Origin of the sequence: Aridibaculum aurantiacum, from assembly GCF_017355875.1 — a bacterium.
GTDB classification, from domain to species: domain Bacteria; phylum Bacteroidota; class Bacteroidia; order Chitinophagales; family Chitinophagaceae; genus Segetibacter; species Segetibacter aurantiacus.
The window spans coordinates 675,601-702,171 of the sequence record NZ_JAFEWC010000003.1 but is presented as its reverse complement, the minus strand read 5'-3'; the positions used below and the strand labels follow the sequence as shown (position 1 = coordinate 702,171).

Genomic DNA, 26,571 nt, shown 5'->3' with positions numbered 1-26,571 from the left:
TTGAGAATAGAGTTATAAAAAGGTCCTGCCCTGATACGGCGGGATCTTTTGCATTGGTGCATTGCCATTGTTGGTCGCCGGACCAATAATTTGAAGTTGTAGCCATTGGTTTCTGATGACCAACATTATAAAGTTGCAGCCATTGTTGGTCCCCTTACCAACAATATAAATTTCTTGTCTCCAGCCGTTTAAAAACCCAAACGAAAGTGGTGGCAGGAATGGCTAATATATTAATGTTCGTCAGCGACAACAACAGCGGCCGGTTATCTTTGCCGCACATGAAAGGAGACTCGGCAATTGAAAACGGCGGCTGGAAAGCCTTTACCTGGCAGAACAAGCACTACCTGTGGATAGCACTGCTGGCAGGTATCACTCATTTTATTATCCTGCGTTGGCTGTACCCGGTGCCAAGCTATTTTGCTGATTCGTTCACTTATGTAGGTGCTGCGGCCAATAATCAACCCATCAGTTTCAGGCCCATTTTCTATAGCAAACTGATCCAATTTTTCCGGTTGCTATCGACGTCTGAGCTGGCACTCATTGCCGGGCAATATGGTTCGTGGTGGCTGGCAAACCTGTTCCTGTTTTTCACGTCCTGCTATTTCTTTTTATTAAAAGGCTGGAAAAAATACCTGCTGTTCGCACTGCTGATCCTGCACCCGTTTTGGGTGTTCTCCAGCAACTATATCAGCTCCGATACTTTTTTTAATAGCCTAACCGTTGCATGGTTTACACTGCTTATTTGGGTAATGCACAAGCCGAAGTGGTACATCATTTCGCTACACCTGTGGTTGCTTTTAATGATCTTCATGTTACGCTACAACGCTGTTTACTTCCCAATTTTCACTGCTGTTGCCATTTTATTTGCCACACTTTCTACCTGGAAAAAACTCGCTTACATACTAGTTGCTGTAGCATTTGTTTTCTCTTTTATTGAATACACCAGCAGGCAAACAGAAAAGCTGGTAGGCACAAAGATCTTTACCGGCTTCAGTGGCTGGCAATATGCTAACAACGCATTGCACGTTGTAAGGAATAAGAAGATAGATCCATCAACCATAGAAAATCAGAAAGTGAGGGAACTATTGGTATTCAACCAAAGTTTTTTTAATACCTATAAAGATTCAATTACTACCAAAGCGTCTGCATGGTATATGTGGCACCCGCAGAGCCCGCTGAAACTTTACCTGAGGCAGCACAACGCCAAAGCCGGCTTCTTTCGCACATGGAATGAACTGGCGCCATTGTATGGCAAGTTTGGAAAAACTATCATCCTGCAGAACCCGGTGGCCTACATCCAACACTTTGTGGTGCCAAACCTGGGCGAATACGTTTTGCCGCGCCTGGAGCTATACGATACTTATTTTGAAGATGTGGACACCGTAGCCGCTGTAGCAACTAAGTATTTTAACTACAAAAGCAATAAGGTAAGCAAGCACCGACCAGCTCTTTATACCGCTGTCTTCGGTCATTCTAATTGGCTGTTCCTAGTGCTGAACGTTATGGGAGTAGGTTTGGGATGTTGGTATTATTTCAGCAAGCAATACAGGAAGTACCCAAAGCTCATCAACCGTTTCCTGCTTTGTTTTGCACTGTTCTTCCTGGCTAATTTCTTCTTTATTGTGCTGTTGGCGCCATCGGTATTACGGTATCATGTACCCATCATTGCATTGGCCATTCCTATAGTTTTATTTTTAATAACAACCTTTACTAACAGGAAAAATGAAGCAGCAGGTTCAGTAGTGTAAACATTACTCAACAAACCGTTTATGCAGTCCGTAAGATCTTTTCCATCTTACGACCTTTGGCTAATTCATCCACCAGTTTGTCTAAAAACCTTACCTGTTGCGTCAGTGGATTTTCAATCTCTTCTACCCGGTAGCCACAGATAACACCTGTAATAAGATGAGCATTGGGATGTAAAGTAGCACGCTGGAAAAACGTTTCAAATGTTGCTTTCTCTTCAATGAGCTCCTGCAGTTTTTCTTCATCATATCCCGTCAGCCATTCTATTACCTGGTGCAATTCTTCTTTGCTCCTGCCCTTCTTTTCAACCTTTGTTACATAATGAGGATATACAGAGGCAAAGGTCATTTTGGCTATACGCTCATCGTGTGTGCTTGTGGTATTCATATAGAACTACAGTTAGGTGTACAAATTATTTCAAACGTTCTAATTGTCCTTTTCTTTTTACAATGTTCTTATAATCCCACTGAATGCTCCTGGCTTTCTTCAACCACCTTTCCAGGTCAACTAAATCAATCTGATCTTTGGAGGTGTATCGAAATTCTGCAGCCTTAAATTTTCCTTCAACCTTTAATTTTTCTTCATCAAAAGATTGCCCACTCCAGAAAAGCAGTCGCACACTGTCCTTCAGTTTGCTATACCCAACAACGGGATTCCCATCTAAAAACCAGACAGGGTGAGCGTGCCATATCTTGCTTTCAGCCTCGGTCAATACACTATCAATAGTTGTTGCAAGAAGATGACAAATCTCTTGATCTGCCACTGCCTGACTATTGTTGTATGCTTGAATTCCTGGGTTCATATAACTGCTAATCTAGAGTAAATGAGCTTGTGAAAAGCATTGGAATTTGTGTCGTACACCAACAACTAAAATCTAAATTGTATAGTTGCTGCGGGCACCATTGTGCGGTTGACTAAAAGCGGCGTTGGATTAGTGTCTACTTTTAAAGATGCAGATGCTTCTGCCAATCTTCTGTTCTTCCTTCCTTTGATAAAGAACGGAATGCTTAACAACATAGCTCCTATTGCACCGGTACCTACGGTTTCAAAACTATTCTTTCCTTCGGGGCCTGCGGACTGCAGCATCGTGCCCACAAACACTGTTGCACCACCCCATAATAAGATGTTGCCAATCGTTCTTTGTGTCTTGCTTTTTCTTAGATATATACTGCTTTCAGTTTCTGTGGAAGCTGGCAGTTGGCTATAAGCAGGTATTATACATGTCAAGGCAGCTAGAATTAAGATCCACTTCATAGTTGTCATTTTACCTGGTAAGAAAATTATTTTTTTCTTATTGTACAAGAGAGAAAACTTTAAGTGCTGATTTAGTCTTCATCTTATATTTCTGCATTGCGCGTGACTCTATAAGATGGTTGATGCAGTTATCAACAATAAGAGCATCTTTTACTTGTTTGTACGACAATATCAGGCTTCTTCCTAATCTCATTTACTATTGATCAACCTCCCTCCTTGCCTCCCCATTTACCGTGGCCTTATTTTTTTGCATCGTAAGTTTTTGATTTATAACCACACGATCAACTATATGGCTACACAACCCGTTCTCGACGATAAACTGCACTGGTATAAAGACGCAATTATTTACGAACTACACATAAAAGCATTTCACGACAGCGATGGCGATGGTATTGGGGATTTCCAGGGACTGCTGCAAAAGCTGGACTACCTGCAGGAGATGGGTGTGACGGCGGTCTGGGTGCTGCCTTTTTATCCTTCGCCGCTAAAAGATGATGGCTACGACATTGCTGATTATTATTCTATCAATCCATCTTACGGAAATATAGAACAGTTTAAACAACTGCTGGAAGAGGCGCACAAGCGGAATCTAAAAGTGATCACTGAGCTGGTTGTTAACCACACTTCGGACCAGCACCCGTGGTTTCAGCGGGCACGAACTGCACCTAAAGGATCACCAGAGCGTGATTATTATGTTTGGACCGATGATCCGAACCAGTGGAAAGATGTGCGCATCATCTTCCAGGATTTTGAGGCCAGCAACTGGACATGGGATCCTGTAGCACAACAATATTACTGGCACCGTTTCTTCCACCACCAGCCCGACCTGAATTATGATAATCCTGCCGTACAGGAAGAGATTTTTAAGGTGCTGGATTATTGGTGCGAAATGGGTGTTGATGGCTTCCGCCTGGATGCCATTCCTTACCTGTTTGAACGTGAAGGTACCAATGGTGAGAACCTGCCAGAGACACATGAATTTCTGAAAAAGCTTCGGGCTCACATCGATTCAAAATTTCCAGGAATTGTCTTCCTGGCAGAGGCAAACATGTGGCCGGAAGAAGCCGCGTCTTATTTTGGTAATGGTGATGAATGCCACATGAACTACCACTTCCCCGTGATGCCGCGAATGTTCATGGCACTGCAAATGGAAGATCGCTACCCTATCACTGATATTTTTGATCAGACACCGGCAATACCTGAAACCTGCCAATGGGCAATCTTTTTGCGCAACCACGATGAGCTGACACTGGAAATGGTGACGGATGAGGAGCGTGATTATATGTACAAGGTGTACGCAAAAGATCCAAAGGCAAAGATCAATTTGGGTATCCGCCACCGGCTGGCACCGCTGATGGAAAATGACCGCCGGAAAATAGAACTTATGAACTGCCTGCTGTTTTCACTACCAGGCACACCAGTAATTTATTATGGCGATGAAATAGGAATGGGTGACAACTTCTACCTCGGAGACCGCAATGGTGTTCGCACACCTATGCAGTGGTCGCCCGATCGAAATGCAGGTTTCTCCAAAGCCAATCCTCAAAGCCTTTACCTGCCTGTAATTCTCGATCCTGAGTACCATTACGAATCTGTTAATGTGGAGATGCAGCGAGGTAATACATCTTCGCTACTCTGGTACATGAAGCGGACCATCAACATGCGCAAAAAGTTCAAGGCGTTTGGTCGCGGCGATTTGAAGTTCCTCAACGTTGATAATCCAAAGGTGCTGGCTTTCACACGCACCTACCAGGACGAGACACTGCTGATTGTGGTAAATCTTTCTAAATTCTCGCAGGCAGTAGACGTACCACTTAGCAACTTCAAGAATTATGTTCCGGTTGAATTATTCAGTAAGAATGCTTTCCCTACTATAAAAGATGAACCATATTTCTTCACGCTTGGACCACACACCTATCATTGGTTCCAGCTACAAAAAGTAGCCAGCCGCGGCGATGACCAAACGCCTCTGCCAGCATTGACCATCAACAGCCGCGAAGAGATATTTAGTGATATTCTGTTTCCACAACTGGAGACCGAGATACTGCCATCGTACCTGCACAAAACCAGTTGGTTTGCAGCTAAAGAAAAGATGATCTATAGCATCAAGATCACTTCTACCCAACTAATAAAACTGCAGTCTACAGAAGTACTATTCCTGCTGGCAGAAGTAACGTTCGGCAGTGGTTTGCCAGAAACTTATTTCATACCAGTAACTGCCATTTCCGGCAGTTATGCTGAAAGACTGTACGATACTTGCCCGCAATCTATCATTGCTACTTATGATGCTGGTGGTGAAAAAGGTTTACTATGCGATGCAGTGTATACAATAGATATGCAGCACTGGTTGTTTCAGCAGGTGGAAAATGCACAGGATGACGGAGCCATTAGCTTTAGCAACTATGGCAACTTTGAAGGCATGACCGGCGAAGGGTTTGAATTGAAAAGCCGGTTACATTCTTCTGAGCTGAATAACAGTGCCATCAGCTACAACAACCGTTTCTTCCTCCGTATTTACCGCAAAGTTGACCCAGCCATCAATCCTGATGTTGAAATTTCCCATTATCTATGGGGGCAGGCAAAGTTTCAATACGTGCCTGAATATGTTGGTTCGATAAAGTGGCAGCTTGGCAAAGACACGATCGTTATTGGAATGATGCAGGCGCTGGTAGAAAATCATGGAGATGGTTACAGCTTCATGCTTGAAAGAATAAACAACTACACTGAACGCATACTGGCCCGTAACCGCGAGGAGCTGCTCCAGTATCCCAAACTCGGTTCTTTAGCTGAACCAGTATCGTACGAAGAACTGCCTGAAGAGCTGCAGGTGCTTTTAGGAAATACAGGCCCGGTGCAGATACAGCACATAGGTATGCGCACCGCAGAAATGCACAAAGCGCTGGCTCAAGGGCAGCATCTTAAAGAGTTTGCGCCTGAAGAATTCTCGTTGCACTACCAGCGGTCGCTCTTTTCTTCTATGCAGTCGCTGGTAAGGGAAGCCTACCAAACTAAAAGTAAGAACCTGGAGATGCTGCCAAATGCAGTAAAGGATCATGCAAGAAAACTGATTGAAAGAAAAGAGGAAGTGCTGGATAAGCTGAAGCGCATCTACAATAAAAAGCTGGACGTACAGAAGATCCGCATTCATGGAAACTATCACCTTGGGCAGGTATTATTTACCGGTAAAGACATAGCCATCAATGATTTTGGTGGCGATCCTACCCGCAGCTATAGCGAAAGAAGGTTGAAAAGATCCCCCCTGCGCGATGTGGCAATGATGATACGATCGCTCAACTACGTGGCCTACGATGGTTTCTTGCGTACCAACCAGGTACAGCAGGAAGATATTGAAGGCTTACTTCCTTTTGCTGAATTATGGAGCCATTACATGAGTAGCTTCTTCCTGAGAGCGTATATAGACACAGTAGCAGATACTGCTTTTATACCAAAAGATAGAAGTGAATTACAAATGATGCTGGAAACATACCTGTTGGAGAAGGCAATTTTTGATCTGAATGTTGAATTAAATACACGACCAGCATGGGCTATTGTGCCACTGGGAGTTATAGATCGGATTCTGTAGCTTCTTCTTCAGCTTCTGCAGCTGGTACATAATTTGAGTATCAATTAGTACTGCGTAAGTAACTGAAATGCAAATTATTTAGTTCTTGCTGCTATAATACACTCTAAATACACCATATGCTTGTTCAACTACTAAGAACCAAAGTACAACAACTGATAGTATCAGAAAGCTCGGAAGATTATCCAGGAAGTATAGCGCTGCCAGATGACATAATAGAAGCCGCAGGTTTGCGACTTTTTGAGCAGGTACATGTAAACAATCTCACAAACGGAAATCGCATTATCACTTATGTGGTTCGCAGTAAAAGGGAAGGCTTTGTAACCATGAATGGCGCAGCTTCCAAACTATTTAAAAAGGGAGACAAGATCCATGTGTTGGCGTATGCTTATTTCAATGATAAAGACGCTGACGAATTTGAGCCAAAGATCATCTATGCAGATTCTGAGAACAAACTGAAAGAGGCAAAGACATACGTATTCAATTAAAGAACTTTTTGGCCCCGGCCAACAGGGCCTTACTGAAAAGCTTTTACTACGGTAGAGGCTTTTTTAGTACAGCAAAACAGCAAGTATTAACGGGTGATGTTGTAGATAGGAACAGGCGGAAAAAAATACTGATCTTCTTCCGGCTGGCGATAGATCTTACGAAGTACATCCAGTCCTTCTATCACCTTACCAAAAGCAGCGTAACCTTGTCCATCAGGATTGTTCTTGCCGCCAAAGTCCAAACCCGGTTGGTTGCCAATGCAGAGGAAAAATTCAGTACCTGCTGATCCCGGCTCCTGCCGCGCCATAGAGATGACACCATCTGTATGTAAAATGCCGGTTTGCTGCGTAGTCTCATGTGGCACACGCGATAGTGAGTCTGATAGTTTACTGTTGTTTCGCCAAATGCCACCTTGAACAAGGAAAGTTTTTACAGCATCCGAAGCTTGGTTATCCTGGTTTAGCACCCGGTAGAAATAGGAGTTTTTATAAATACCGGCGTCAACATTTTTCAAGAATGCTCCTGCAGTTTGAGGTGCTTTATCAGTATATAATTCTACGGCTATTTCGCCATGTTTGGTCTGTATCAGTACTACCGGGTATTTACTTGCTGGTGTACCACATGCAGAGCAAACGCAGCTAAAAATTATTAAGATGATATAGAAGCGAAACATAAGTGGTGGTTAGTGTGAAGGTTCTTTAAGTGAGCGATCAAAATTGATTGCAAATGAAAGTTTTAGAAAACATTAAAAAATCTGGAATTCATTATGATTACATTCGTTTGGACTACAGTTGTAGCACTTGCATTTCTTTCAATTCTGCAGTTCTACATTCAAATTTAGATTGTACTAGCCATTTCGCCAGGTTCTATCCTGCAGCTGTAGCATATCCTGTTGAACCCCCTTTCTTAAAAATATTATTCAATCATTCTAAAAATTGATCACATGCAATTAAATCAAAATTTACAACAACAGATCACTGAAGAGCAAAATCGCTACCAGGCTTTATTATTAAATGGAAAAGAATTTTCAAGTTTAAAAGCCATCAAGAACAATATTAAAAAGCTTCAGAAAAAATTGTTTGAACTTCAGAAGCAATAAGCTGAATAACAGCTTGTTTGTTTGTATTTGGCACAGATTTGATACTGTAAATAGATGAGAGTTAGAAACCAGTACCTGTGAGAATGAATAAACTATAATAACGATTGACTATGAGCCCTAAAATCTTTTTAGCTGAAGACGACAATGATGATAGTTCCATGTTTGAAGAGGCATTATCTGAGATCTTCCCGTCGTTCCAGATGCACCGTGTGCATGATGGTCTTGAGTGCATTTACGCACTGAAAAATTTCTTGCTGCCTGATTATATTATTCTTGACCTGAATATGCCGTTAAAGAACGGGATTGATTGCCTGAAGGCGATCGCAACCATGCCCGACCTGGCAGAAGTTCCGGTAGTTATTTATTCTACCAATCACCAGATGAAAGATATTGACATGGCTTATAAACTTGGGGCGGCCTATTACCTGGTAAAACCTACGTCGCAGCAAAAGCTGGTAAAGGTGCTGAGGCGCTTGTTCCTATTGCTAAAACAACCAGGCTTTTCACGTGTTTTGAAACATTCTTTTGTGATCCGCGATATACAAAAAGAAACCTCAGATCATTAGAAGTCATTAAGACTTACGAAAAAGGCGAAGCTGGTAGCTTCGCCTTTTGTTTTAGCGTTATTGAAAGATTTTTAATTCAAGTTGTGTTCGAAGCGCATTTCATACCAAACGTCCCAACGTTTGTAGGTTATAAAAAACTTATCGACCATAAAGTACCGGGGCTTAACTTGGCGGCTCCCAGCAAAGTGTTCGGATTGGGTGGTTTTCCAGGATTCCATTAGTTATCGTTTTTAAATGTTATAACACCAATTTAGTGGAATTATTGTATTGAAAACTGATAACATTTCTCCTTTTAATTCACATTTAAGTTGATCGCAACATCAACATTCTTCTTAATATCTATCTGCTTTAGGTAACTACTGAAACACATGAGCAGCAACAGCTATGGACACTTAAGCATCCTTATGCGTCCTTAAATCAGCCATAAATTTTGTCTCTTATTACTTCACATTCAGCGCAATCCGCACCTGAAGTTGCAGTGGCTTCTGGGTAGGTTTCCTGTTTTTCCAGAATAGGTTATAGGACAGGCTACGCCCTTTTAAGTACTGGCTGATCTCCGGGGAGGTTTCTGGTACCACAAACATAGAGTCTGTTGCCTCCGTAGGAAAAGTAAAGTGGGCAATATCAACTTCAGAAGTATCAGAGTAGATGCGTATTCGTGCAGACTCAAAATTGGAGAGATTGGTTTTATCATCTGCATTGGTGGCTTTAAGCACCAGGTGTTTCACCTTAATAGAATGGACAGCATTCGCGCCAAAAGTATTGCCTGTATTAGCTTTTATGGCACTGTCTAAATTGATAGGAGAACGTAAAGCGCCAACAGGAATCTCTTCACCGGCAACTAAAGGAATTGGCGGAACGCGCAGTTTTATAGGCTGTATGTTCACTTCAAAAGAAGGCAACATTTTTTCCGGGATCCCATTACAGCCCGTGCAGATCACGACCAAAAAAGAAAAGTATATCAGCAAGAGTTTCATTCGCTACCATTTGCCTTGGCTGTACAATATGTATACCATGCAGCGAGGGAGATATATAACTGAGGTTGTAAGGCAGGTTACTCCTTCAATAGATTATGCGTTTGACTTTTAGTCGTCTCTTCCTTTTCTACTACTAAACGATAGCGCAGAATAACAGCATCGTTATAAATAAGATGCAGCCACTTTACCGGGTGCTCAGGAACTATATAGTCACACCTGATCTTATTGCCAATGCGTTTCACCTGCTGCTTTGGATGCTCCCACCAGTTTACCTGTGAAAGAATAACCGAATCTAGTTGAAGCACATCAACCACCCGCAGATCATTTGACGGATCTTCCACTTCAATTTCAAAATGAAGCGTATCACCAACAGCTGCATTCAACGAACCCCATGAAGGATAAAATGATTTTACGTGCCGCGTGTAAAGACCAGTAGATTTAAAAGGACTTGCATTATACTCTTTTAAGGTAGGCGGATCTGGCAGTAGTGTCCATTGCAGGTCTTCCGGGTAATGCGTCCTGATGAATTCTTCAGGCTTAGGCAGATAATAATAATCATCGTATTGCCTGATGAACCTATTGCCGCCGAAGGTGACATACCCCGAGGCCCATGTAACATCTAACAAATGCCAGCTACTGTCGATCATTACAGCATTCCACGAATGGTTGGAGCGAAAGTTCTTTGCAGGCCTGTCTATGCCGTTGCGTACATATCCCGTCACCACTTCGCTGCGAATACCAGCATAGCTACAAAGGGTAGAAAATAAACGAGCATAACCTTCGCAAAAAGCTTCTTTGTCCTGCAATACTTTTTCCGATACACGTTCATTTACATTTTTCAAAGCACCTGTATCTGCATCGGATGAATACGCGGCTCTTAATGGCATCCTGCGGCTGATGACTGTCGGCTGTACTTTATAATCTATGTTATCAGTTATCCAACGAAAGATCGCTTCTACTTTTTGTCTATCGGTTTTAGCATGGGCAGTAAGACGGGTAGCGAGTAACACCGGGGATGTTTCTAAAGCAGGCGAATTGTAGTTGACAGCAGGATAAGCATAGTCTTGTGCAGTAACAACTACACCAGTAAAAACCACAAACAATAAAAGTAAAAACCTCTGTAACATCTGCACTGCCTTCTCCTCCTAATTTACTGCACAAATTTGAGTAATACAGGCATAAAAAAAATGTGTTTAACATATTTACACCAGCACTAACTGCTGTAGAATATGTTAAACACATCAAGTATTTGGAAGTACCTCTTTTATTCGATCCTCATGGTGATGTTTACTGCTACGTTCAATGATTTGGTAGTAGGTTTTCTAAGCTTACCATAGACATTGTACGACAATTGGTTTCCATTCAGGTATGCACGCAGATCAGGACTGTTATCAGTGGTTGCTGTTTGAGTAGAACTAGCTACATCAGGAAAATTGATAGTTGCAATATTAGCTTCTGAACTGTTGCTGCTTGAAGAGATCGTTAACCTTGCATATTCAAAGTTTGAAAGATTGTTCAGGTTGTCGCTGTTCTGTACTGCTACTGTTATTGTTTTCACTCTTACAGATGATATATCATTAGCATTAAAAACACCTGCAGTATTTGCACGTACTATACTATCAAGATTAAACGAAGTACTGTAAGTGCCCAGAGAAACTTCATTTGGCGGAACCATGATAAGTGGCGGCACTGTAATAACAACCTGCGGAACCTGTACATCAACACCAGGGAAAACTGCGGTCACTACTTTCTTACACGAGCTCATTAGCGTTACCAACGTAAGTAGCACCGCAAACGGGATGATTAGTTTTTTCATAAGTATAGCATTATTGCCTTCGTTTATTCAACAATAATGCCATGAAGATATTGTCAATGAACTAAGTAGTAATCGTTACGCTTCGTTCACGAGAACGATCTTTCCTATATGCGTGCTACTTTCTAATAGTTGGTGAGCTGCTGCCGCTTCCTTTAGTGGAAAATGCTGGTAGATAACCGGCTTGAAAAGCTTTTGCTCGATGAAGGGCCACACGTTTGCTTTAACAGCTTCAGCGAGTTTAGCTTTGAATGCTATTTCGCGATTGCGTAAGGTGCTGCCGGTGATTGTAAGTCTTCTGCGCATGATGTCAATTATATTCAACGCAGCCTCTGCACCTTTCATGGCGTTTATAAAAACAATACGTCCATCGGTGTTCATTAACTGGAGGTTTTTCTGAAAATAACTTCCTCCTATCATATCCAGCACTACATCCATTCCTACCCCGGCAAGCACTTCTTCGAAATCTTCATTATTATAATTGATACATCTTTCTGCCCCCAGCGCCTCGCAGGCTTCACATTTTTCTGCTGTGCCTGCTGTAGCGAAAATTGTGGCGCCCATAGCCTTTGCTATTTGTATGGCTGTAACGCCTATACCACTGCTTCCCCCGTGAACCAATAGTTTTTCGCCGGGCTTTAGCTGCCCACGTTCTACAACGTTATGCCAAACCGTAAAAACCGTTTCAGGAAATGATGCAGCTTCAGCCATGGTACAACCTGCAGGAACAGGAAGACAAACATCCTGGTGCGCAATGGCATGTGTAGCATAACCGCCTCCAGGCAATAAAGCACATATTTCATCGCCTTCTTTCCACTTGGTAACACCTTTACCGCAAGCAGCCACTACACCTGCTACTTCAAGTCCCGGTATATCGGCAGGTGCACCCGGCGGTGCAGGATAATGACCTTTGCGCTGTGCAATATCGGGGCGGTTCACTCCGGCAGCTTTTACACTTATCAATACTTCTCCTTCACCTGGCTGCGGAGTAGGACGTTCCTGCAATTGCAGTACAGAAGGATCGCCGGGTTGGGTAACTATAATGGCTTGCATATTCTAGATTCATTTTATAAGTACCAGCATCGGGAGCACTAACATTCTTGATTTTTGGCTTTCTCTACACCAGGTCATTTTCTTTGGCAAAATGAATAAGGCCTGCTATACTGCTGATATTGAGCTTACGCATCAGGTTGCGCCTATGCGTTTTTACAGTTAATTCACTTAAAAAAAGTGTCGATGCCATTTCCTTGCTACTCATCCCCTTGCAGATCAATTTTATAATTCCAACTTCTCTTTTGGTAAGGTTATGCTTCTTCAAAAATCCATCAAGAAAAACAGACTCAACAGGCAATTTATCATCAGCATCAGCAAACCATTTATTTCCTTCCAACACTTCTTTCATCACCTCCTTCAGCTCTATAGAAGAAGAGTTCTTTACCAGGTAGCCATCAGCGCCTAACAGCCTTACCTGGTCAATAAGTTCGGCTTGGTTATAATTGGAAAGCACCAATACTTTCACCTTCGGAAACTTATGTTTTAGCCGCTTCAGGCTTTCCAATCCATCCATGCCCGGCATGTTCAGATCGAGTACTACCATGGTTGGAGGCGCTTCTTCTACTTTGGCTAGTAGTTCTATTCCATTGTTCACAGTTGCCAGTACTCTTATTCCAGGTTCATCTTTCAAAACTGATACTATCCCCTCCAGCAATAATTGGTGGTCATCAGCCAGTATTATTGTATGCTCAGTCATTCCTCAATGGTATTTCTATTGTTGTCATCAGGCCCGGGTTGTTATCATCAAAAGCTATCTCACCATTATAGAATTTAACTCTTGAAATTATTCCAGCCATTCCTTGTTTTTGCAATTGCTGCATTTGCTCAGCACTCATCCCTATGCCATCATCTTCGGTGGTTATGGTAAAACCATCTTCATGTTCTATCACCTGTACCAGTGCATTTGCAGCGCGTGAATGTTTTACAATATTATTCAATAGCTCGTACACCATGCTGTATATGCTGGCATAGTAGGTAGATAGAAAGATCGGGTTGTCGAAACCAACAACAACCAGTTCTATAGATATTTTACCTGATGCGTTTACTATACTTATCACCTTTTCCAATGCCGCCTTGAACCCAGCCTTTTGCAGCATGATAGGGCTTAATGCATGGCTAAGGTTTCTTACAGTATCAGATACGATACTTACCGCCTCTTCTGCTTTTAGCAACTTTGTTTTTTCTTCTTCTGACCCTGCATAACCTACTTCGCGCACTGCTGATAAATTCAGTCTTGCCGCGGATAGCAATGAACCCGCAATATCATGCAGTTGATTAGCAATCTGGTCGCGTTCAGCCTCCTGTACTTCAAGTAATATTCTCGTATTTTCCTGTTGCTGTTTATGCATTTGTACCATCAGCCTTTCTTTATCCAGCCTGTAAGTATTGAAACGATACGCCATGCCGGCGGTTATAATAACAATCTCTACCACTATAGCTGTTGTTATACCAAACCTGCTATAAAATGACTGTGTCAGGTTCCAGGTTCCCGTATAGTAAACTAACTGAAACAATACCATCACGATAATTGTTGCCAGCGCCACCAGGTAAAAAATAGCAAGTTTATTACCCCTCAACGATTTTCTTATAAGAAAATAGATAGCAAGGCTGATGTAAAGAATGGTGAAGATGGGACCGCAAAACTGGAAGTACATCCACCAGTCACTTTTATTGCTGGAATAAGGTCCAAGCAAAACAATAAGTGTAATAAGTAATGCAACAACGGTTGAATAGTCTAAAGCTCTTCTTGCGCCTTTGTTGCGTATACCACCAATGAACAATTCCATAAAACGAATAGATAGAACAATGGTAAGCATACTGAAAACAGGCCTTGCCTTGCTGGCAAACCATGGATCGCCCGGCCATAAATATTGAAATCCAAAACCTGTTTGTGCCATAACAAAAAGCCATGCAGAAAAAACGTAGAGCAGGTAATTGAGGTACAACACATCCCAACTTATGATCAGCAGGTATAGACCAAAGATCAACAGTAGCAGTATCATACCACTGCACAATGCCATGAATGCTGTGTCCGTCTTCTCCTGGTCAAGTACGTTTAAAATTGTTTTTACACCAAAGTATAGTTGCAACGATTCATGATGCTTGTCTACACGCACCAGGTAGGTACCACTTCTATTTATAGGAAAATAAAAACCTACTGCTGGCAATGGCCTCTGATCAAAAGGAAAGTAATCACCAGATTGATATTGAAGTTGTGGTTTCTCATTTTGTACCTGGTAAAAATCCAGCTGGTTGATATGCTGATCTCCTACCTGCAATACCAGCGAGTCTTCATTTATAGTCTCGGTAACAGAAAGTATAAGCCAATAAGCTGAACGGGTAAAACCAATATTCATATATTGATTTGTTACAGTTTCTGCATTACCTGATTGGTAGATATTGTAAGCGCTATCCGCTGTCATAGACAGTGTCGCATCTTCAATAATAGAAAAAGAAAAGCTGCTGCTTTCAGCGTTGCGCGTATTGCTACAACTGGCTAATAGAACGAGGATATAAAGAAGCGTAAGAAGCGGAAATCTCATGTATCGAACTAAGGTACTATCAACAGCAGCATCTTACAAAATCTATTGAACTTTTGCACCAAGCTTCTCCTGCAGTTGCTGTACTAGTTGAAATTGTACCGCATTCATTTTTACTGCTGCTTCACTTATGCTGAACCACCCTGCTTTATCTACTTCAGGAAACTGCTGCATCTTTCCTGACCGCGGCGGCCATTCCATCTCAAAAATATTACTGCTAATAAAAGGCTGCTCAATGTTTGCTTCTACTGCCCATGCTTTGATGAGCTTACTACCTTTTTGCTTCACCGCTTCAAGTTCTATGAAGTTGGTCGCTTCAATGTTATTACCTGTCTCTTCTTCAAATTCGCGTAGTGCCACTTGTAATGGATCTTCACTATCTGAATATTCACCTTTAGGAATACTCCATGCGCCTTCATCTTTATTTTTCCAAAATGGGCCGCCGGGATGTACCAGCAGTACTTGCAAATGGTTTTGATGGAACTGGTAAACAAGTAACCCGGCGCTGGTCTTTGGCATAAGAATGTGGTTGTGTAATTTGAAGTTGCTACTTTCCTTCCCGCAACGTTCATACAATTTGAAAGGAACAATTGCAAGTGTAAAAGAAGATACATGAAGATATTGATAATAGGCGCAGGTGCTAGTGGACTTATGGCTGGAAAACATTTAGCCGCTGCAGGATATGAAGTAACCATTTTGGAAGCAAGAGACCGCATTGGCGGAAGAATACACTCCTTCTCCCATAATGATCTGACACTGGAAGGAGGTGCAGAATTTATTCATGGAAATCTTCCCTTAACACTCGATCTGTTGAAAGAGGCTGGCATTGGCTACCATAAAATTGATGGAGCAATGTGGAAAAGCTTAGAAGGGGAATGGGAGAAGTCTTCGGAAGCTTTTGAGAACGAAGAGCTGGTAAAAAGAAAACTTGAAGCACTAACTGAGAATATATCTATTCAAGAATTTTTAGATAAAGAGTTCAGTGAACCTAAGCATGAAGGAATTCGCAATTCAGTTCTTTCGTATATAGAAGGTTATTATGCTGGTGATCCATCCAAAGCAAGTGCGCTAAAGTTTTATAAAGAATGGCAATCGGAAGATGAGGAGAATTACAGGATAGAAGGCGGCTATGGAAAGATCATTGAATTTCTGGCTGATCGAATACTTGAAAAGAACGGCAGGATCATAACAGGTACAATAGTGAAAAAAATACAATGGCAAAAAGATGCAGTTACTGCCATTGACCAGGATGGTAATGAATACGCTGCCGAAAAAGTAATCATCACCATACCCGCAGGTGTATGGCAAAATAATGAAGAAGCTGCAATAGCATTAGAGCCAACCATACCACGAATTCAGCATCAAATGAATAGGTTGGGCTTTGGCAGTGTTATCAAAATCTTGCTTGAATTTGAACATGCTTTCTGGTGCTCGGAACCTATACGAGAAAGAATACAAGCCGACACAACAAAATTGGGCTTCATCTTTTCATCGGAGAATATTCCTACGTTTTGGACACAGTATCCTAAATCATCCACTATACTTACCGGCTGGGTTGCAGGACCCAATGCACTGCATTTTTCTACTAAGCCACCTGAAGTAATAGGAGCCGAAGCCTTACGATCATTAAGCAATATTTTTTCGATTGATGTAGTGATACTTGAACAATGGCTGAAATGGTACCAGGTGTTTGACTGGCCTGCAGACCCGTTTACAAAAGGCGGATACTCCTACTCTATTACCACCACAGAAGAGGCGCAGGCACAATTGCTTCAACCAATAGAGCGGACCATCTACTTAGCTGGCGAGGCATTATACACGGGAACTGAAACGGGTACAGTGGAAGCTGCTTTGACCAGCGGATTATTTACAGCCCAAAAAGTGATGAGTGATAGTCATTCATGATAATTACTGGCATAGTGTTTTTAGCCATTCAGAAAAAAGAACAAATGGCTAACACTGACGATATACGAGAAGATGAAAATCCAGGAGAAGAAAAGCGCGCAAACATATCCCGTACCTCATACCTTCCGGATAGCCCGGAAGACGAGGCTAAAATGCAGCCCGAAGAAGTGATACTGGACCTTCCTGATGTAAAGGATATCCCGGGTCAGGAATTCATTCATCCGCCACATATGGAGTCTTTTGCTGATACCACCATAGCATCTGATGACGAAGAAGGTGTGGGTATTTTTGGTGATGAAGAAGGCGATGATGATTTGGATGTGGACATGAGAGCAGGCACCGAAAGCGATGTGAGCGAAGAAGAAGTTACCATGCTTGAACGTGCTGACTCTGACATGCCTACACAAGATGATATAAACCTGCGCAGGGCTGAACTAGATCAAACCGATGACGAAGGTGAAGAGATAAATGAAGGAAGCCTGGCAACAGATGTTTCAGGATCTGACTTAGACACTACTGTAGTAGATACCGACGATGCTATGGAAAGGATTGGTGAAGAAGACGAAGAAAACAACCACTACAGCCTGGGAAGCGATAGCAATGATAATGTTACAGAAGGAACTCCATAAAGAGCATGGGTAATGATTGATGAGCTGGTTTGATGAGTGACTACATAATTAGTACAACTTACTTTTTACAAACAGGCACATGCTATTTCATTTTCTTGTATAACTACTACATCATCCCATCTTCTACATATAAAGAAGATGGGATGATGAATTACCGCAATTAATTTGCTGAAATGCAACAGCAGCAAAGGTTTCAGTGTCATATAAATAATAGTAGATATTAAACCCGCTAATGATTTGCTTGTCGAACAATTAACAAGTTCGAAAAACTAAAACTATAATCATGGCACCACAAGATTTAAAGCCAGGAACAATTGTAAAAGATAAAGCGGGAAATATAAATTTTGGTCTTCCAGTCCAGGTAATTGCTGAAAGTAATGCAGAACTCATGGTTGCCTATGTAAACCTTGATGGCAACTACCAGGAAAGCTGGTTGATGAAAGATCATGCTTTGCAATTAGAAGTACAGGGAACCAAGCTTCATAACCTCAATCCTGCATTGTTCTAACCATACATTACGATTTCTTTTTGCCAGCTGCATATGCATCTTCTATAACTTTGGCGATCTCAAAAACATCACCAATGGCTGAAGATCTAAGCATACATCAAGGCACTAAAGAAGAGCAATACCAGTTTTTGCTACCACAAATAAAGGGTTTGCTTACAGGCGAAGACGACTTGGTGGCAAACATGGCTAACGTAGCTGCAGCACTAAAAGAGCAGTTCAACTTTTTTTGGGTAGGCTTTTATGTAGTAAAGAATGGCGAATTGGTGCTGGCACCTTTTCAAGGGCCGGTGGCATGTACACGTATAAGAAAGGGCCGTGGTGTTTGTGGTACCAGCTGGGCAGAAAATAAAACACTCATTGTTCCGGATGTAGAAAATTTTCCGGGGCACATAGCCTGCAGTAGTTTATCCAAATCAGAGATTGTTGTTCCGGTTCGTAAAGACGACGAAGTAGTAGGTGTGCTGGATGTTGATAGCAGTGAGTTAGACAGTTTTGATGATACCGACGCAAAATATCTTGAAGAGATCGTAAAGATGATCAACTGGTAGCTAGGCTTCATAATGGGCGTATGGCATAATTATTAAGATATAGATGCTAAACGTACATCATGAATAAATTGCTTCGAGGGTTAATAGCCGGTTATGGCGCAAAAAAATTAGGCGGTGGCTGCTTCAGCACTATCATTATATTCATTCTTATCTTCTGGGCACTAGGTCAGTGTAACTAGTTCTGTTTTCATTTTTATTAAGGCGTTGTTACTACTGATGATTACTACATATCAATAGTATCGTCATGCCTGTTTCATTGATTTTTTCACCATTTGGAAATTTAAGCAGCTACTTTAGAAAAATCAGTTACTTTAAATCTTGTCAATCAAAGTAACTGTATGTGCAATGAAAACGATGGCAAATGCCATAACGAATCAAGAAGAGACTTTCTAAAAGTTTCCGGTATACTTACAGCGCTAGCCATAACACCGGCAAGCGTTGTAAAAGCAGCCGAAGAAAATTGGGATGAAGGCATTGCTTCAGCCATTGAAAAGATGCCCATAAAGCTGGAGGTTAATGGAGTTGTCCATTCACTTTCTGTAGAGCCGCGGGTTACACTACTCGATCTGTTACGCGAACAACTACATCTTACAGGTTCTAAAAAAGGCTGCGACCTTGGCCAGTGCGGCGCCTGTACAGTTCATGTGGATGGCAAACGTATTAACTCCTGTCTTACGCTGGCCGTTATGCAAAACGGCAAAAAAATAACTACCATAGAAGGACTTGCAAAAGGAGATGAATTACATCCTATGCAAGCTGCTTTCATCAAGCACGATGGTTTCCAATGCGGCTACTGTACACCCGGGCAAATAATGAGTGCCGTGGCTTGTATAAAAGAAGGTCATGCAAATACGGAAGCCGAGATACGAGAATACATGAGTGGCAATATCTGCCGCTGTGGTGCTTATTCTAATATTGTTGCAGCCATCAAAGAAGTAAAAGAAGGAGGTAAAAGCATATGATCCAGTTCAGCTATATAAAACCTCTGAGCCAGCGTGCAGCAATAGATGCATTAAGAAAAGATCCAACCGCGCAGTTCATAGCAGGTGGAACCAACCTGGTAGACCTGATGAAACGAGGTGTTTCTGCTCCACAAAAATTGATTGATATAAATGCACTCCCACTAAAGCAAATAGCACAGCAGGAAGGAAAGATAAACATCGGTGCACTTGCTCTTAACGGTGCAGTTTCGGAGCATCCGCTCATTGTTTCTAAACTTCCTTTGCTTTCTCTTGCATTACAAGCCGGCGCCTCTGCACAACTACGTAATATGGCTACCGTAGGTGGCAATATGATGCAGCGCACACGTTGCCCATATTTTTACGAAACCAGTTTGCCCTGCAATAAAAGAGAACCAGGATCAGGCTGTAGTGCATTAGAAGGTTATAACCGCATGCATGCCATCTTCGGTCATAGCAATAGCTGCATAGCTGTTCATCCAAGCGATATGTCTGTAGCCATGGCAGCACTTAATGCTACTGTTTTAGTAGAAGGTCCAAAAGGAAAAAGAGCAATACCATTTACTGATTTTCACAAGCTGCCGGGCGATACTCCTCAAAAAGACAATACACTGCAACCAGGAGAACTGATAGTAGGTGTGAATGTGCCTGAACAACCATTTACTAAACATGTTCATTACCTGAAAATAAGAGATCGCGCCTCGTATGCTTTTGCACTGGTATCTGTTGCCGCTGCATTGCACCTTGATGGAAAAACCATAAAAGATGCAAGACTGGCTATGGGTGGTGTTGCACATAAACCGTGGAGATTGGCAGATGCAGAAAAACATTTAGTAGGTAAACGTGCAACGGAAGAAACTTTCTTGCAAGCTGCGGAGATCGCTATGCAAGGAGCAAAAGCTTTTAAGCATAATGCATTTAAAATACCCATGGGTAAAAATGCTATTGTGGAAGCTTTAAAAACAGCTGCCGCAAAAACCTGATGTTTAAAAGATGTTCCTCGTTACCTGATTTAATTACCTGGTCTTGCAGCTGCTGCAAAACCCTTCCAACTACATTATGAGCAAACATTTATTTTTTGCAGAACCCAACGAAGGACTTGACCGTGTAGATGGTCGTGCTAAAGTAACCGGTGCTGCTAAGTATAGCGCAGAATACGAACTGCCTAAACTGGTTCATGCAGTACTGGTAGAAAGTAAAATAGCCAAAGGCACTATTGCTTCTATTGAATATAAAAAAGCTGAAAAAGCACCCGGTGTCATAGCTGTTCTTTCGCATGTAAATGCACCAAAAGTTCCGGGCTACGATACAGGTGATAATCCTGCGAAACCACCTACACTTGGACAGCCGCTGCGGGTGTTCTACGACAACAAGATCTACTTTAGCGGACAACCTATAGCTATAGTAGTTGCTGATACTTTTGAGCGCGCACTACATGCCGCCACTTTAGTAAATGTGCAATACAATAAAGAAGCACATGAAACTGACCTGTACGAAAACATCAGCAAAGGAGTTACACCACGTAACCAACGCGGAGCTGATTACAAACGAGGTGAAGCAAATGCATACAAAAATGCACCGGTACAAATAGAGGCTGAATACATCATGCCAATAGAAGTTCACAATCCAATGGAGCTTCATTCCACCATAGCAGTTTGGAACGCCAACAAGTTGATGGTGTACGACAAAACGCAAGGTGTAAAGGCTACTCAGAGAAGTTTGATGGATGCCTTCAAACTAAAGGAAGAAGACGTGCAGGTGAATGCAGATTTTGTAGGCGGAGGATTTGGTTCTGCATTGCGCACATGGCCTCATGTAATAGCGACTGTGCTTGCAGCCAAACATGTGGACAGACCGGTAAAGCTTATGCTTACAAGGCCGCAAATGTTTACCATGGTAGGCTACCGCCCTTACGCTATACAGAAGATAGGATTAGGCGCTACTAAAGATGGCAAGCTTACCGGCATCACACATGAAGCTATTGGCAACACTTCCACCTATGAAGAATTCACGGAAGGCGTAGTGAACATGTCGCGGTTTATGTACGACTGCCCAAATGTAAATACAGTGTACAAGATCGTTCCTTTAGATCTTAGCACACCTACATGGAAGCGTGGACCTGGCGAAGCTACAGGAGCTTTTGCTTTGGAGTCTGCCATTGATGAAATGGCTTATGCTGTGAACATGGACCCGGTAGAGTTCAGGTTGAAAAATTATGCTGAAACAGATCCGCAGCGCAACCTGCCTTTCTCCAGCAAGTTTTTAAAACAGGCGTACCAGATGGGTGCAGATGCCATTGGTTGGAACAAGCGCAACCCAAAGCCTCGCAGCATTAAAGAGGGAGAATGGCTGGTTGGCTACGGTATGGGATCTGGTGTATTCAATGCCGGAAGAGGAAGAGCAACGGTAAGAGCTGTATTATTAGCCGACGGTTCATTGGTGATACAAAGTGCGGTGAGCGATAGCGGGCCAGGCACTGCAACCGCCATGACAGGCATAGCTGCTGAAACCATGGGTATGTCGCCTGCTCGCATTACTTTCGAAATGGGTGACTCTTCTCTCCCACCAGGACCTACACAAGGTGGCTCTACTACTGTATCCACGCTTGGCTCGGCAGTATATGATGTATGTGTTGCACTGCAACAAAAACTGCTGGATATGGCTGTAGCAAAACATACTGCTTTTGCCAACCTGCAGTTGAAAGATGTAACCTTCAATGATGGTACTATTGCTCCTGCTAACAATGCAGCAGCAAGTGTGTCGCTCACTTCGTTACTACAACAGCACAACCTGCCGGAAGTAGAGATAACAATAGAATCGCAAGGTGGCGACGAGCGGCAGAAGTATTCTATTTATTCTTTCTCTGTTCATTTTACTCAAGTACATGTACACCCTACTACAGGTGTGGTGCGGGTAAAACGAGCCATCACAGTAGCCGATGCCGGAAAGATCGTGAACAAGAAAACAGCAGGCAACCAGATGATTGGTGGTGTGGTAGGTGGTATAGGAATGGCCCTTATGGAAGAGGCTGTTGTTGATCATCGTTTTGGACGGATAGTGAACAACAACTTTGCAGATTATCATGTGCCTGTACATGCAGATGTACCACATGTAGAAGTTTTATTTGTAGATAAAAAAGACCCGATCATCAATCCTATCGGATCAAAAGGTTTGGGTGAAATAGCAATCATAGGATATGCTGCAGCTGTTGCCAATGCTATCTATCATGCTACGGGTAAACGTATTCGTGAATTACCTATCACGCCAGATAAGTTGATAATGTAACGTTTTAGTCAATAAGTATAATACCTCAGGAGCTGCCAAAAGCAGCTCCTTTTCTTTTATATAGCTGTTGATTTGTCTTTACAATTTGATAATGAAAAACAAGCTATTTCGGCACAACGACTAACCCTAGATAACACTCCTTCAGGAAGGGAGATATCTCCACAGCAACAAGGGCTTGCGCAGCATTAAGAAGGGTTTTTTATGGTCTTCTTCAACAAACTCATCAGGCATAAATATTTCTCTAATTAAGGAACGAAGCACGACCAACATCTTGGAAACTGAAGAGCATAAAAATGAAAAACCATGCAACAGATAAAGATCTTCTGGTGGGGCTTGATGATTAGTTTTCTAGGCACTTTACCATTAGGAACATTGAATGTTTCTATCACCAATGTATCGGTACAAGATGGAATAATGGCAGCCTGGTGGTTTGCACTGGGAGCAACAATAGTAGAAGTGGTCTATGTGCGCCTGGCTCTGGTAGCTATGGATAAAGTGATGAAGCGGCAAAAGGTTTTTAAAGCTTTTGAATGGCTGACCGTCTTGCTGTTGTTTGCATTATCAATATTTAGCTTAATTGCTGCTGTTCAGATGAAAGGTTTAGGTGCTGCTGTTCCTTCATATGCTATGTCACCTTTTGCGCTGGGCGCTTTTCTCAGTCTTATCCATCCACTGCATATTCCCTTTTGGTTTGGCTGGAGCACCATTCTCATCAACAGGAAAATACTAATCCCATCCTGCAATAACTACCACGCATATGTTGGCGGCATGGCCATAGGTTCAATGATCGGTTTGGGCCTTTTCATCTATGGAAGCCAGATTGCCATCTCGCAGATAAAGACCAACCAACATGTCATCAATTACATCATTGGTTTTATCCTATTACTCACCGCGCTCATCCAAACATACAGGCTGCTACCGCAAAGAGTGATGACGAGGATCAAGGCTTAGGCTGGATGCTTCGCTTGATGTTGGAGGTTGGAAGTTGGAGGTTGGAGGTGGATGCTGGATGTTGGATGTTGGATGCTAGATGTCGGATGTCTGATGTCTGATGTTGTGGTCAGGTGATGTTTTGAATTTTGACTTTTGACTTTTGACTTAAATTTTGCATTCTCCCACTGCTAGCGAAATAATCCTTATTTTCATTGCACTGCTTGCTATACGTGTATCCATAAACGTAAATAGTCAAGCACATGCATCTTACACCCCGGGAGTCGGAAAAACTACTGCTGTTTCTAGCAGGAGAACTTGCACAAAAAAGAAAGGATCGCGGACTTAAGTTAAATTACCCCGAAGCCATAGCACTCATCAGCAGCCACCTGCAGGAAGCAGCACGCGATGGTAAATCTGTAGCCGAACTGATGAGCTATGGCGCCACCATCCTCAGCCGCGAAGATGTGATGGAAGGCATTCCTGAAATGATCGACGAGATACAGATCGAAGCCACTTTCCCCGATGGCACCAAGCTAGTTACGGTCCACCACCCCATTCGCTAACCGCATCAATCCACTAACATGATACCCGGAGAATACATTTTAGCCAAAGGAGATATATTATGCAATGCAGGCAGGGAAACCACCCAATTAATCGTGGTGAACAAGGGCGACAGGCCCGTACAGGTAGGTTCTCATTTCCATTTTTTTGAAGTAAACAAGATAATGGACTTTGACCGGGAAAAAGCTTTTGGCATGCGGCTCAACATAGCTGCTGGCACTGCTGTCCGCTTCGAGCCCGGTGAACAAAAAGAGGTAGAGCTGGTAAGCTTTGGTGGCAACAAAAAGCTCTTTGGTTTTAGCAACCTTACTGATGGAGATACTTCAGGCGCAAGCAAACAAGCAGCACTTGAAAAAGCTGCAGCCCTACACTTCAAAAACAACCCGCAATGAGTTTGTACATCAACCGCACAAGGTATGCCAATATGTATGGCCCCACCACCGGCGATAAAGTAAGACTAGGCGACACTGAACTATTGATAGAAATAGAAAGGGATTATACCGTATATGGCGACGAAGCCAAGTTTGGAGGCGGCAAAACCATCCGTGATGGTATGGCACAGTCAGCAACTGCACTCCGCTCAGAAGATGTGCTGGATTTTGTTATCACCAGTGTGATCATCATCGATCATTGGGGCATAGTGAAGGCTGATATAGGTATAAAGGATGGCAAGGTGGTAGGTGTTGGCAAAGCAGGCAATCCCGATACAATGGATGGAATAACACCTGGCTTGGTTATCGGCGCATCTACTGAGGTACATGGTGGCGCAGGACTTATTGCCACTGCAGGAGGCATCGACACGCATATACATTTCATCTGTCCGCAGCAGGTGGATCATGCACTCTTCAGTGGTATCACTACCATGCTGGGTGGCGGTACGGGACCTGCCGATGGCACTAGTGCCACAACGGTTACTCCCGGTGCATGGAACATCCGCAAGATGCTGGAAGCCGCCGATGCGTTCCCGATGAACCTAGGCTTTTTCGGCAAAGGCAACTGTGCGACCACGGCCCCTATTGCTGAGCAGGTAGAAGCAGGTGCATGCGGTTTGAAGATCCATGAAGACTGGGGATCTACACCCGCTGTAATTGATGCATGTTTAACTGTAGCCGACGAGTATGATGTGCAGGTGGCTATTCATACAGATACGCTCAATGAAGGCGGCTTTTTGGAGGACACCATGAACGCCATCAATGGCCGAGTGATCCATACCTTTCATACCGAGGGAGCTGGTGGTGGTCATGCACCGGATATTATCAAGGCTTCCATGTATCCCAATGTACTTCCTTCATCTACCAATCCTACGCGGCCTTTCACTGTTAATACTATCGACGAGCACCTGGACATGTTGATGGTCTGTCACCATCTTGACAAGTCGGTACCTGAAGATGTGGCATTTGCCGATTCGCGTATACGACCAGAGACCATTGCTGCGGAAGATATACTGCACGACATGGGAGTATTTAGCATGATGAGTTCCGACTCGCAAGCAATGGGACGTGTGGCAGAAGTAATAACACGCACCTGGCAAACCGCAGATAAAATGAAGAAACAACGTGGTGCACTACCAGAAGATGCTGCCAACAACAACGACAACTTCAGGGTAAAAAGATATGTTGCTAAATACACCATCAATCCTGCTATCAGTCATGGCATATCAAGCATTGTAGGATCCATTGAACCAGGTAAACTGGCTGATATTGTACTATGGAAGCCGATGATGTTTGGCGCCAAGCCGGAGATGAGCATCAAAGGTGGAATGATCATCGCCAGCCGAATGGGCGACCCGAATGCTTCTATTCCTACACCCCAACCTGTTATATACCGCCACATGTTTGGTGCTTTTGGTAAAGCTCTTCATGAGACCTGTATCACATTTGTTTCGCAGGCTTCTATTGATAACGGCACCATTGAAAAATATGGACTGCAAAAGATTGTAGTGCCGGTAAAGAACTGCAGGAATATTTCAAAAAAAGATCTTGTACACAACGATGCTACGCCACAAATTGATGTAAACCCGGAGAATTACGAAGTGAAGGTAGATGGTGAACTCATCACCTGCGAGCCTGTGAAAGAAGTGCCACTGGCACAGCGGTATTTTCTATTTTAAACACCTAAGGCGTAGC

At 42.8% G+C, this 26,571-nt stretch carries 28 protein-coding genes; 16 read left to right on the top strand and 12 right to left on the bottom strand.

The window, feature by feature from the left end; translation table 11 throughout:
• Positions 1 to 218: 218 nt before the first annotated feature.
• Positions 219 to 1,748, top strand: a complete 1,530-nt coding sequence (locus J4N22_RS16620) for a hypothetical protein (protein ID WP_207496521.1) — start codon at positions 219 to 221, stop codon at positions 1,746 to 1,748.
• Between the two features lie 19 nt (positions 1,749 to 1,767).
• On the opposite strand, the gene J4N22_RS16615 is transcribed toward J4N22_RS16620, so the two are convergent.
• The 4 genes from J4N22_RS16615 to J4N22_RS16600 form a co-directional block, all read right to left on the bottom strand.
• A complete protein-coding gene (locus J4N22_RS16615) occupies positions 1,768 to 2,133 on the bottom strand; it encodes a DUF2200 domain-containing protein (protein WP_207496520.1) in 366 nt (121 codons plus the stop codon).
• 25 nt (positions 2,134 to 2,158) lie between these two features.
• Entirely contained in the window at positions 2,159 to 2,548 is a 390-nt protein-coding gene (locus J4N22_RS16610) for a DUF1801 domain-containing protein (RefSeq protein ID WP_207496519.1), read from the bottom strand.
• A gap of 65 nt (positions 2,549 to 2,613) precedes the next feature.
• A complete protein-coding gene (locus J4N22_RS16605) occupies positions 2,614 to 3,000 on the bottom strand; it encodes a hypothetical protein (RefSeq protein ID WP_207496518.1) in 387 nt (128 codons plus the stop codon).
• 37 nt (positions 3,001 to 3,037) lie between these two features.
• Entirely contained in the window at positions 3,038 to 3,193 is a 156-nt protein-coding gene (locus J4N22_RS16600) for a hypothetical protein (RefSeq protein ID WP_207496516.1), read from the bottom strand.
• Positions 3,194 to 3,289: 96 nt separating this feature from the next.
• Between J4N22_RS16600 and treS the strand changes: the two genes are divergently transcribed.
• Positions 3,290 to 6,583, top strand: coding sequence for a maltose alpha-D-glucosyltransferase (gene treS, locus J4N22_RS16595; protein ID WP_207496514.1), 3,294 nt, complete (start codon positions 3,290 to 3,292; stop codon positions 6,581 to 6,583).
• Positions 6,584 to 6,699: 116 nt separating this feature from the next.
• Complete coding sequence (locus tag J4N22_RS16590; RefSeq protein WP_207496504.1) at positions 6,700 to 7,068, top strand: aspartate 1-decarboxylase; 369 nt, start codon at positions 6,700 to 6,702, stop codon at positions 7,066 to 7,068.
• An 86-nt stretch (positions 7,069 to 7,154) separates the two neighbouring features.
• Here the strand turns inward: J4N22_RS16590 and J4N22_RS16585 are convergent, their stop codons facing one another.
• Entirely contained in the window at positions 7,155 to 7,742 is a 588-nt protein-coding gene (locus J4N22_RS16585; RefSeq protein ID WP_207496496.1) for a peptidylprolyl isomerase, read from the bottom strand.
• Between the two features lie 270 nt (positions 7,743 to 8,012).
• Between J4N22_RS16585 and J4N22_RS16580 the strand changes: the two genes are divergently transcribed.
• On the top strand, positions 8,013 to 8,168 hold the full coding sequence (locus J4N22_RS16580; RefSeq protein ID WP_207496494.1) for a hypothetical protein: 156 nt from the start codon (positions 8,013 to 8,015) through the stop codon (positions 8,166 to 8,168).
• A 110-nt stretch (positions 8,169 to 8,278) separates the two neighbouring features.
• Positions 8,279 to 8,734, top strand: coding sequence for a response regulator (locus J4N22_RS16575; protein WP_207496492.1), 456 nt, complete (start codon positions 8,279 to 8,281; stop codon positions 8,732 to 8,734).
• A gap of 440 nt (positions 8,735 to 9,174) precedes the next feature.
• Here the strand turns inward: J4N22_RS16575 and J4N22_RS16570 are convergent, their stop codons facing one another.
• The 7 genes from J4N22_RS16570 to J4N22_RS16540 all read right to left on the bottom strand — a co-directional run bounded on the left by J4N22_RS16570 (position 9,175) and on the right by J4N22_RS16540 (position 15,636).
• Complete coding sequence (locus J4N22_RS16570) at positions 9,175 to 9,711, bottom strand: hypothetical protein (protein ID WP_207496485.1); 537 nt, start codon at positions 9,709 to 9,711, stop codon at positions 9,175 to 9,177.
• Between the two features lie 77 nt (positions 9,712 to 9,788).
• The gene (locus J4N22_RS16565; protein ID WP_207496483.1) at positions 9,789 to 10,838 is read right to left on the bottom strand and encodes a transglutaminase domain-containing protein; all 1,050 of its coding nucleotides are present in this window, start codon (positions 10,836 to 10,838) and stop codon (positions 9,789 to 9,791) included.
• Between the two features lie 137 nt (positions 10,839 to 10,975).
• The gene (locus tag J4N22_RS16560) at positions 10,976 to 11,527 is read right to left on the bottom strand and encodes a hypothetical protein (protein ID WP_207496481.1); all 552 of its coding nucleotides are present in this window, start codon (positions 11,525 to 11,527) and stop codon (positions 10,976 to 10,978) included.
• A gap of 75 nt (positions 11,528 to 11,602) precedes the next feature.
• Positions 11,603 to 12,577: an NAD(P)H-quinone oxidoreductase gene (locus J4N22_RS16555; RefSeq protein WP_207496479.1), complete on the bottom strand. Its 975-nt coding sequence runs from the start codon at positions 12,575 to 12,577 to the stop codon at positions 11,603 to 11,605.
• 64 nt (positions 12,578 to 12,641) lie between these two features.
• A complete protein-coding gene (locus J4N22_RS16550) occupies positions 12,642 to 13,274 on the bottom strand; it encodes a response regulator (protein WP_207496477.1) in 633 nt (210 codons plus the stop codon).
• Positions 13,267 to 15,120 (bottom strand): sensor histidine kinase, encoded by a 1,854-nt coding sequence (locus J4N22_RS16545; protein ID WP_207496475.1) that lies wholly within the window; start codon positions 15,118 to 15,120, stop codon positions 13,267 to 13,269. The genes J4N22_RS16550 and J4N22_RS16545 overlap by 8 nt, the downstream gene beginning before the upstream one ends.
• Before the next feature lie 42 nt (positions 15,121 to 15,162).
• Positions 15,163 to 15,636 (bottom strand): NUDIX hydrolase, encoded by a 474-nt coding sequence (locus tag J4N22_RS16540; protein WP_207496473.1) that lies wholly within the window; start codon positions 15,634 to 15,636, stop codon positions 15,163 to 15,165.
• A gap of 93 nt (positions 15,637 to 15,729) precedes the next feature.
• On the opposite strand from J4N22_RS16540, the gene J4N22_RS16535 reads away from it, so the two are divergent.
• From J4N22_RS16535 to ureC, 11 genes are all read left to right on the top strand, one after another.
• Complete coding sequence (locus J4N22_RS16535) at positions 15,730 to 17,022, top strand: flavin monoamine oxidase family protein (RefSeq protein ID WP_207496471.1); 1,293 nt, start codon at positions 15,730 to 15,732, stop codon at positions 17,020 to 17,022.
• A 44-nt stretch (positions 17,023 to 17,066) separates the two neighbouring features.
• A complete protein-coding gene (locus J4N22_RS16530) occupies positions 17,067 to 17,651 on the top strand; it encodes a hypothetical protein (protein ID WP_207496469.1) in 585 nt (194 codons plus the stop codon).
• A 283-nt stretch (positions 17,652 to 17,934) separates the two neighbouring features.
• Positions 17,935 to 18,159, top strand: a complete 225-nt coding sequence (locus J4N22_RS16525) for a hypothetical protein (RefSeq protein WP_207496467.1) — start codon at positions 17,935 to 17,937, stop codon at positions 18,157 to 18,159.
• Between the two features lie 74 nt (positions 18,160 to 18,233).
• Positions 18,234 to 18,707: a GAF domain-containing protein gene (locus J4N22_RS16520; protein WP_207496466.1), complete on the top strand. Its 474-nt coding sequence runs from the start codon at positions 18,234 to 18,236 to the stop codon at positions 18,705 to 18,707.
• 338 nt (positions 18,708 to 19,045) lie between these two features.
• A complete protein-coding gene (locus tag J4N22_RS16515) occupies positions 19,046 to 19,669 on the top strand; it encodes a (2Fe-2S)-binding protein (protein ID WP_242692266.1) in 624 nt (207 codons plus the stop codon).
• The gene (locus J4N22_RS16510; protein WP_207496464.1) at positions 19,666 to 20,649 is read left to right on the top strand and encodes an FAD binding domain-containing protein; all 984 of its coding nucleotides are present in this window, start codon (positions 19,666 to 19,668) and stop codon (positions 20,647 to 20,649) included. The genes J4N22_RS16515 and J4N22_RS16510 overlap by 4 nt, the downstream gene beginning before the upstream one ends.
• Before the next feature lie 76 nt (positions 20,650 to 20,725).
• On the top strand, positions 20,726 to 22,951 hold the full coding sequence (locus J4N22_RS16505; protein ID WP_207496456.1) for a xanthine dehydrogenase family protein molybdopterin-binding subunit: 2,226 nt from the start codon (positions 20,726 to 20,728) through the stop codon (positions 22,949 to 22,951).
• 303 nt (positions 22,952 to 23,254) lie between these two features.
• Positions 23,255 to 23,902 carry a LysE family transporter gene (locus J4N22_RS16500; protein ID WP_207496454.1) on the top strand — a complete coding sequence of 216 codons (648 nt, stop codon included), beginning with the start codon at positions 23,255 to 23,257 and terminating at the stop codon, positions 23,900 to 23,902.
• Positions 23,903 to 24,144: 242 nt separating this feature from the next.
• Entirely contained in the window at positions 24,145 to 24,447 is a 303-nt protein-coding gene (gene ureA, locus J4N22_RS16495) for an urease subunit gamma (RefSeq protein WP_207496452.1), read from the top strand.
• Between the two features lie 18 nt (positions 24,448 to 24,465).
• Positions 24,466 to 24,837, top strand: a complete 372-nt coding sequence (ureB, locus tag J4N22_RS16490; protein WP_207496450.1) for an urease subunit beta — start codon at positions 24,466 to 24,468, stop codon at positions 24,835 to 24,837.
• On the top strand, positions 24,834 to 26,555 hold the full coding sequence (gene ureC / locus J4N22_RS16485; RefSeq protein WP_207496449.1) for an urease subunit alpha: 1,722 nt from the start codon (positions 24,834 to 24,836) through the stop codon (positions 26,553 to 26,555). The genes ureB and ureC overlap by 4 nt, the downstream gene beginning before the upstream one ends.
• Positions 26,556 to 26,571 lie beyond the last annotated feature (16 nt).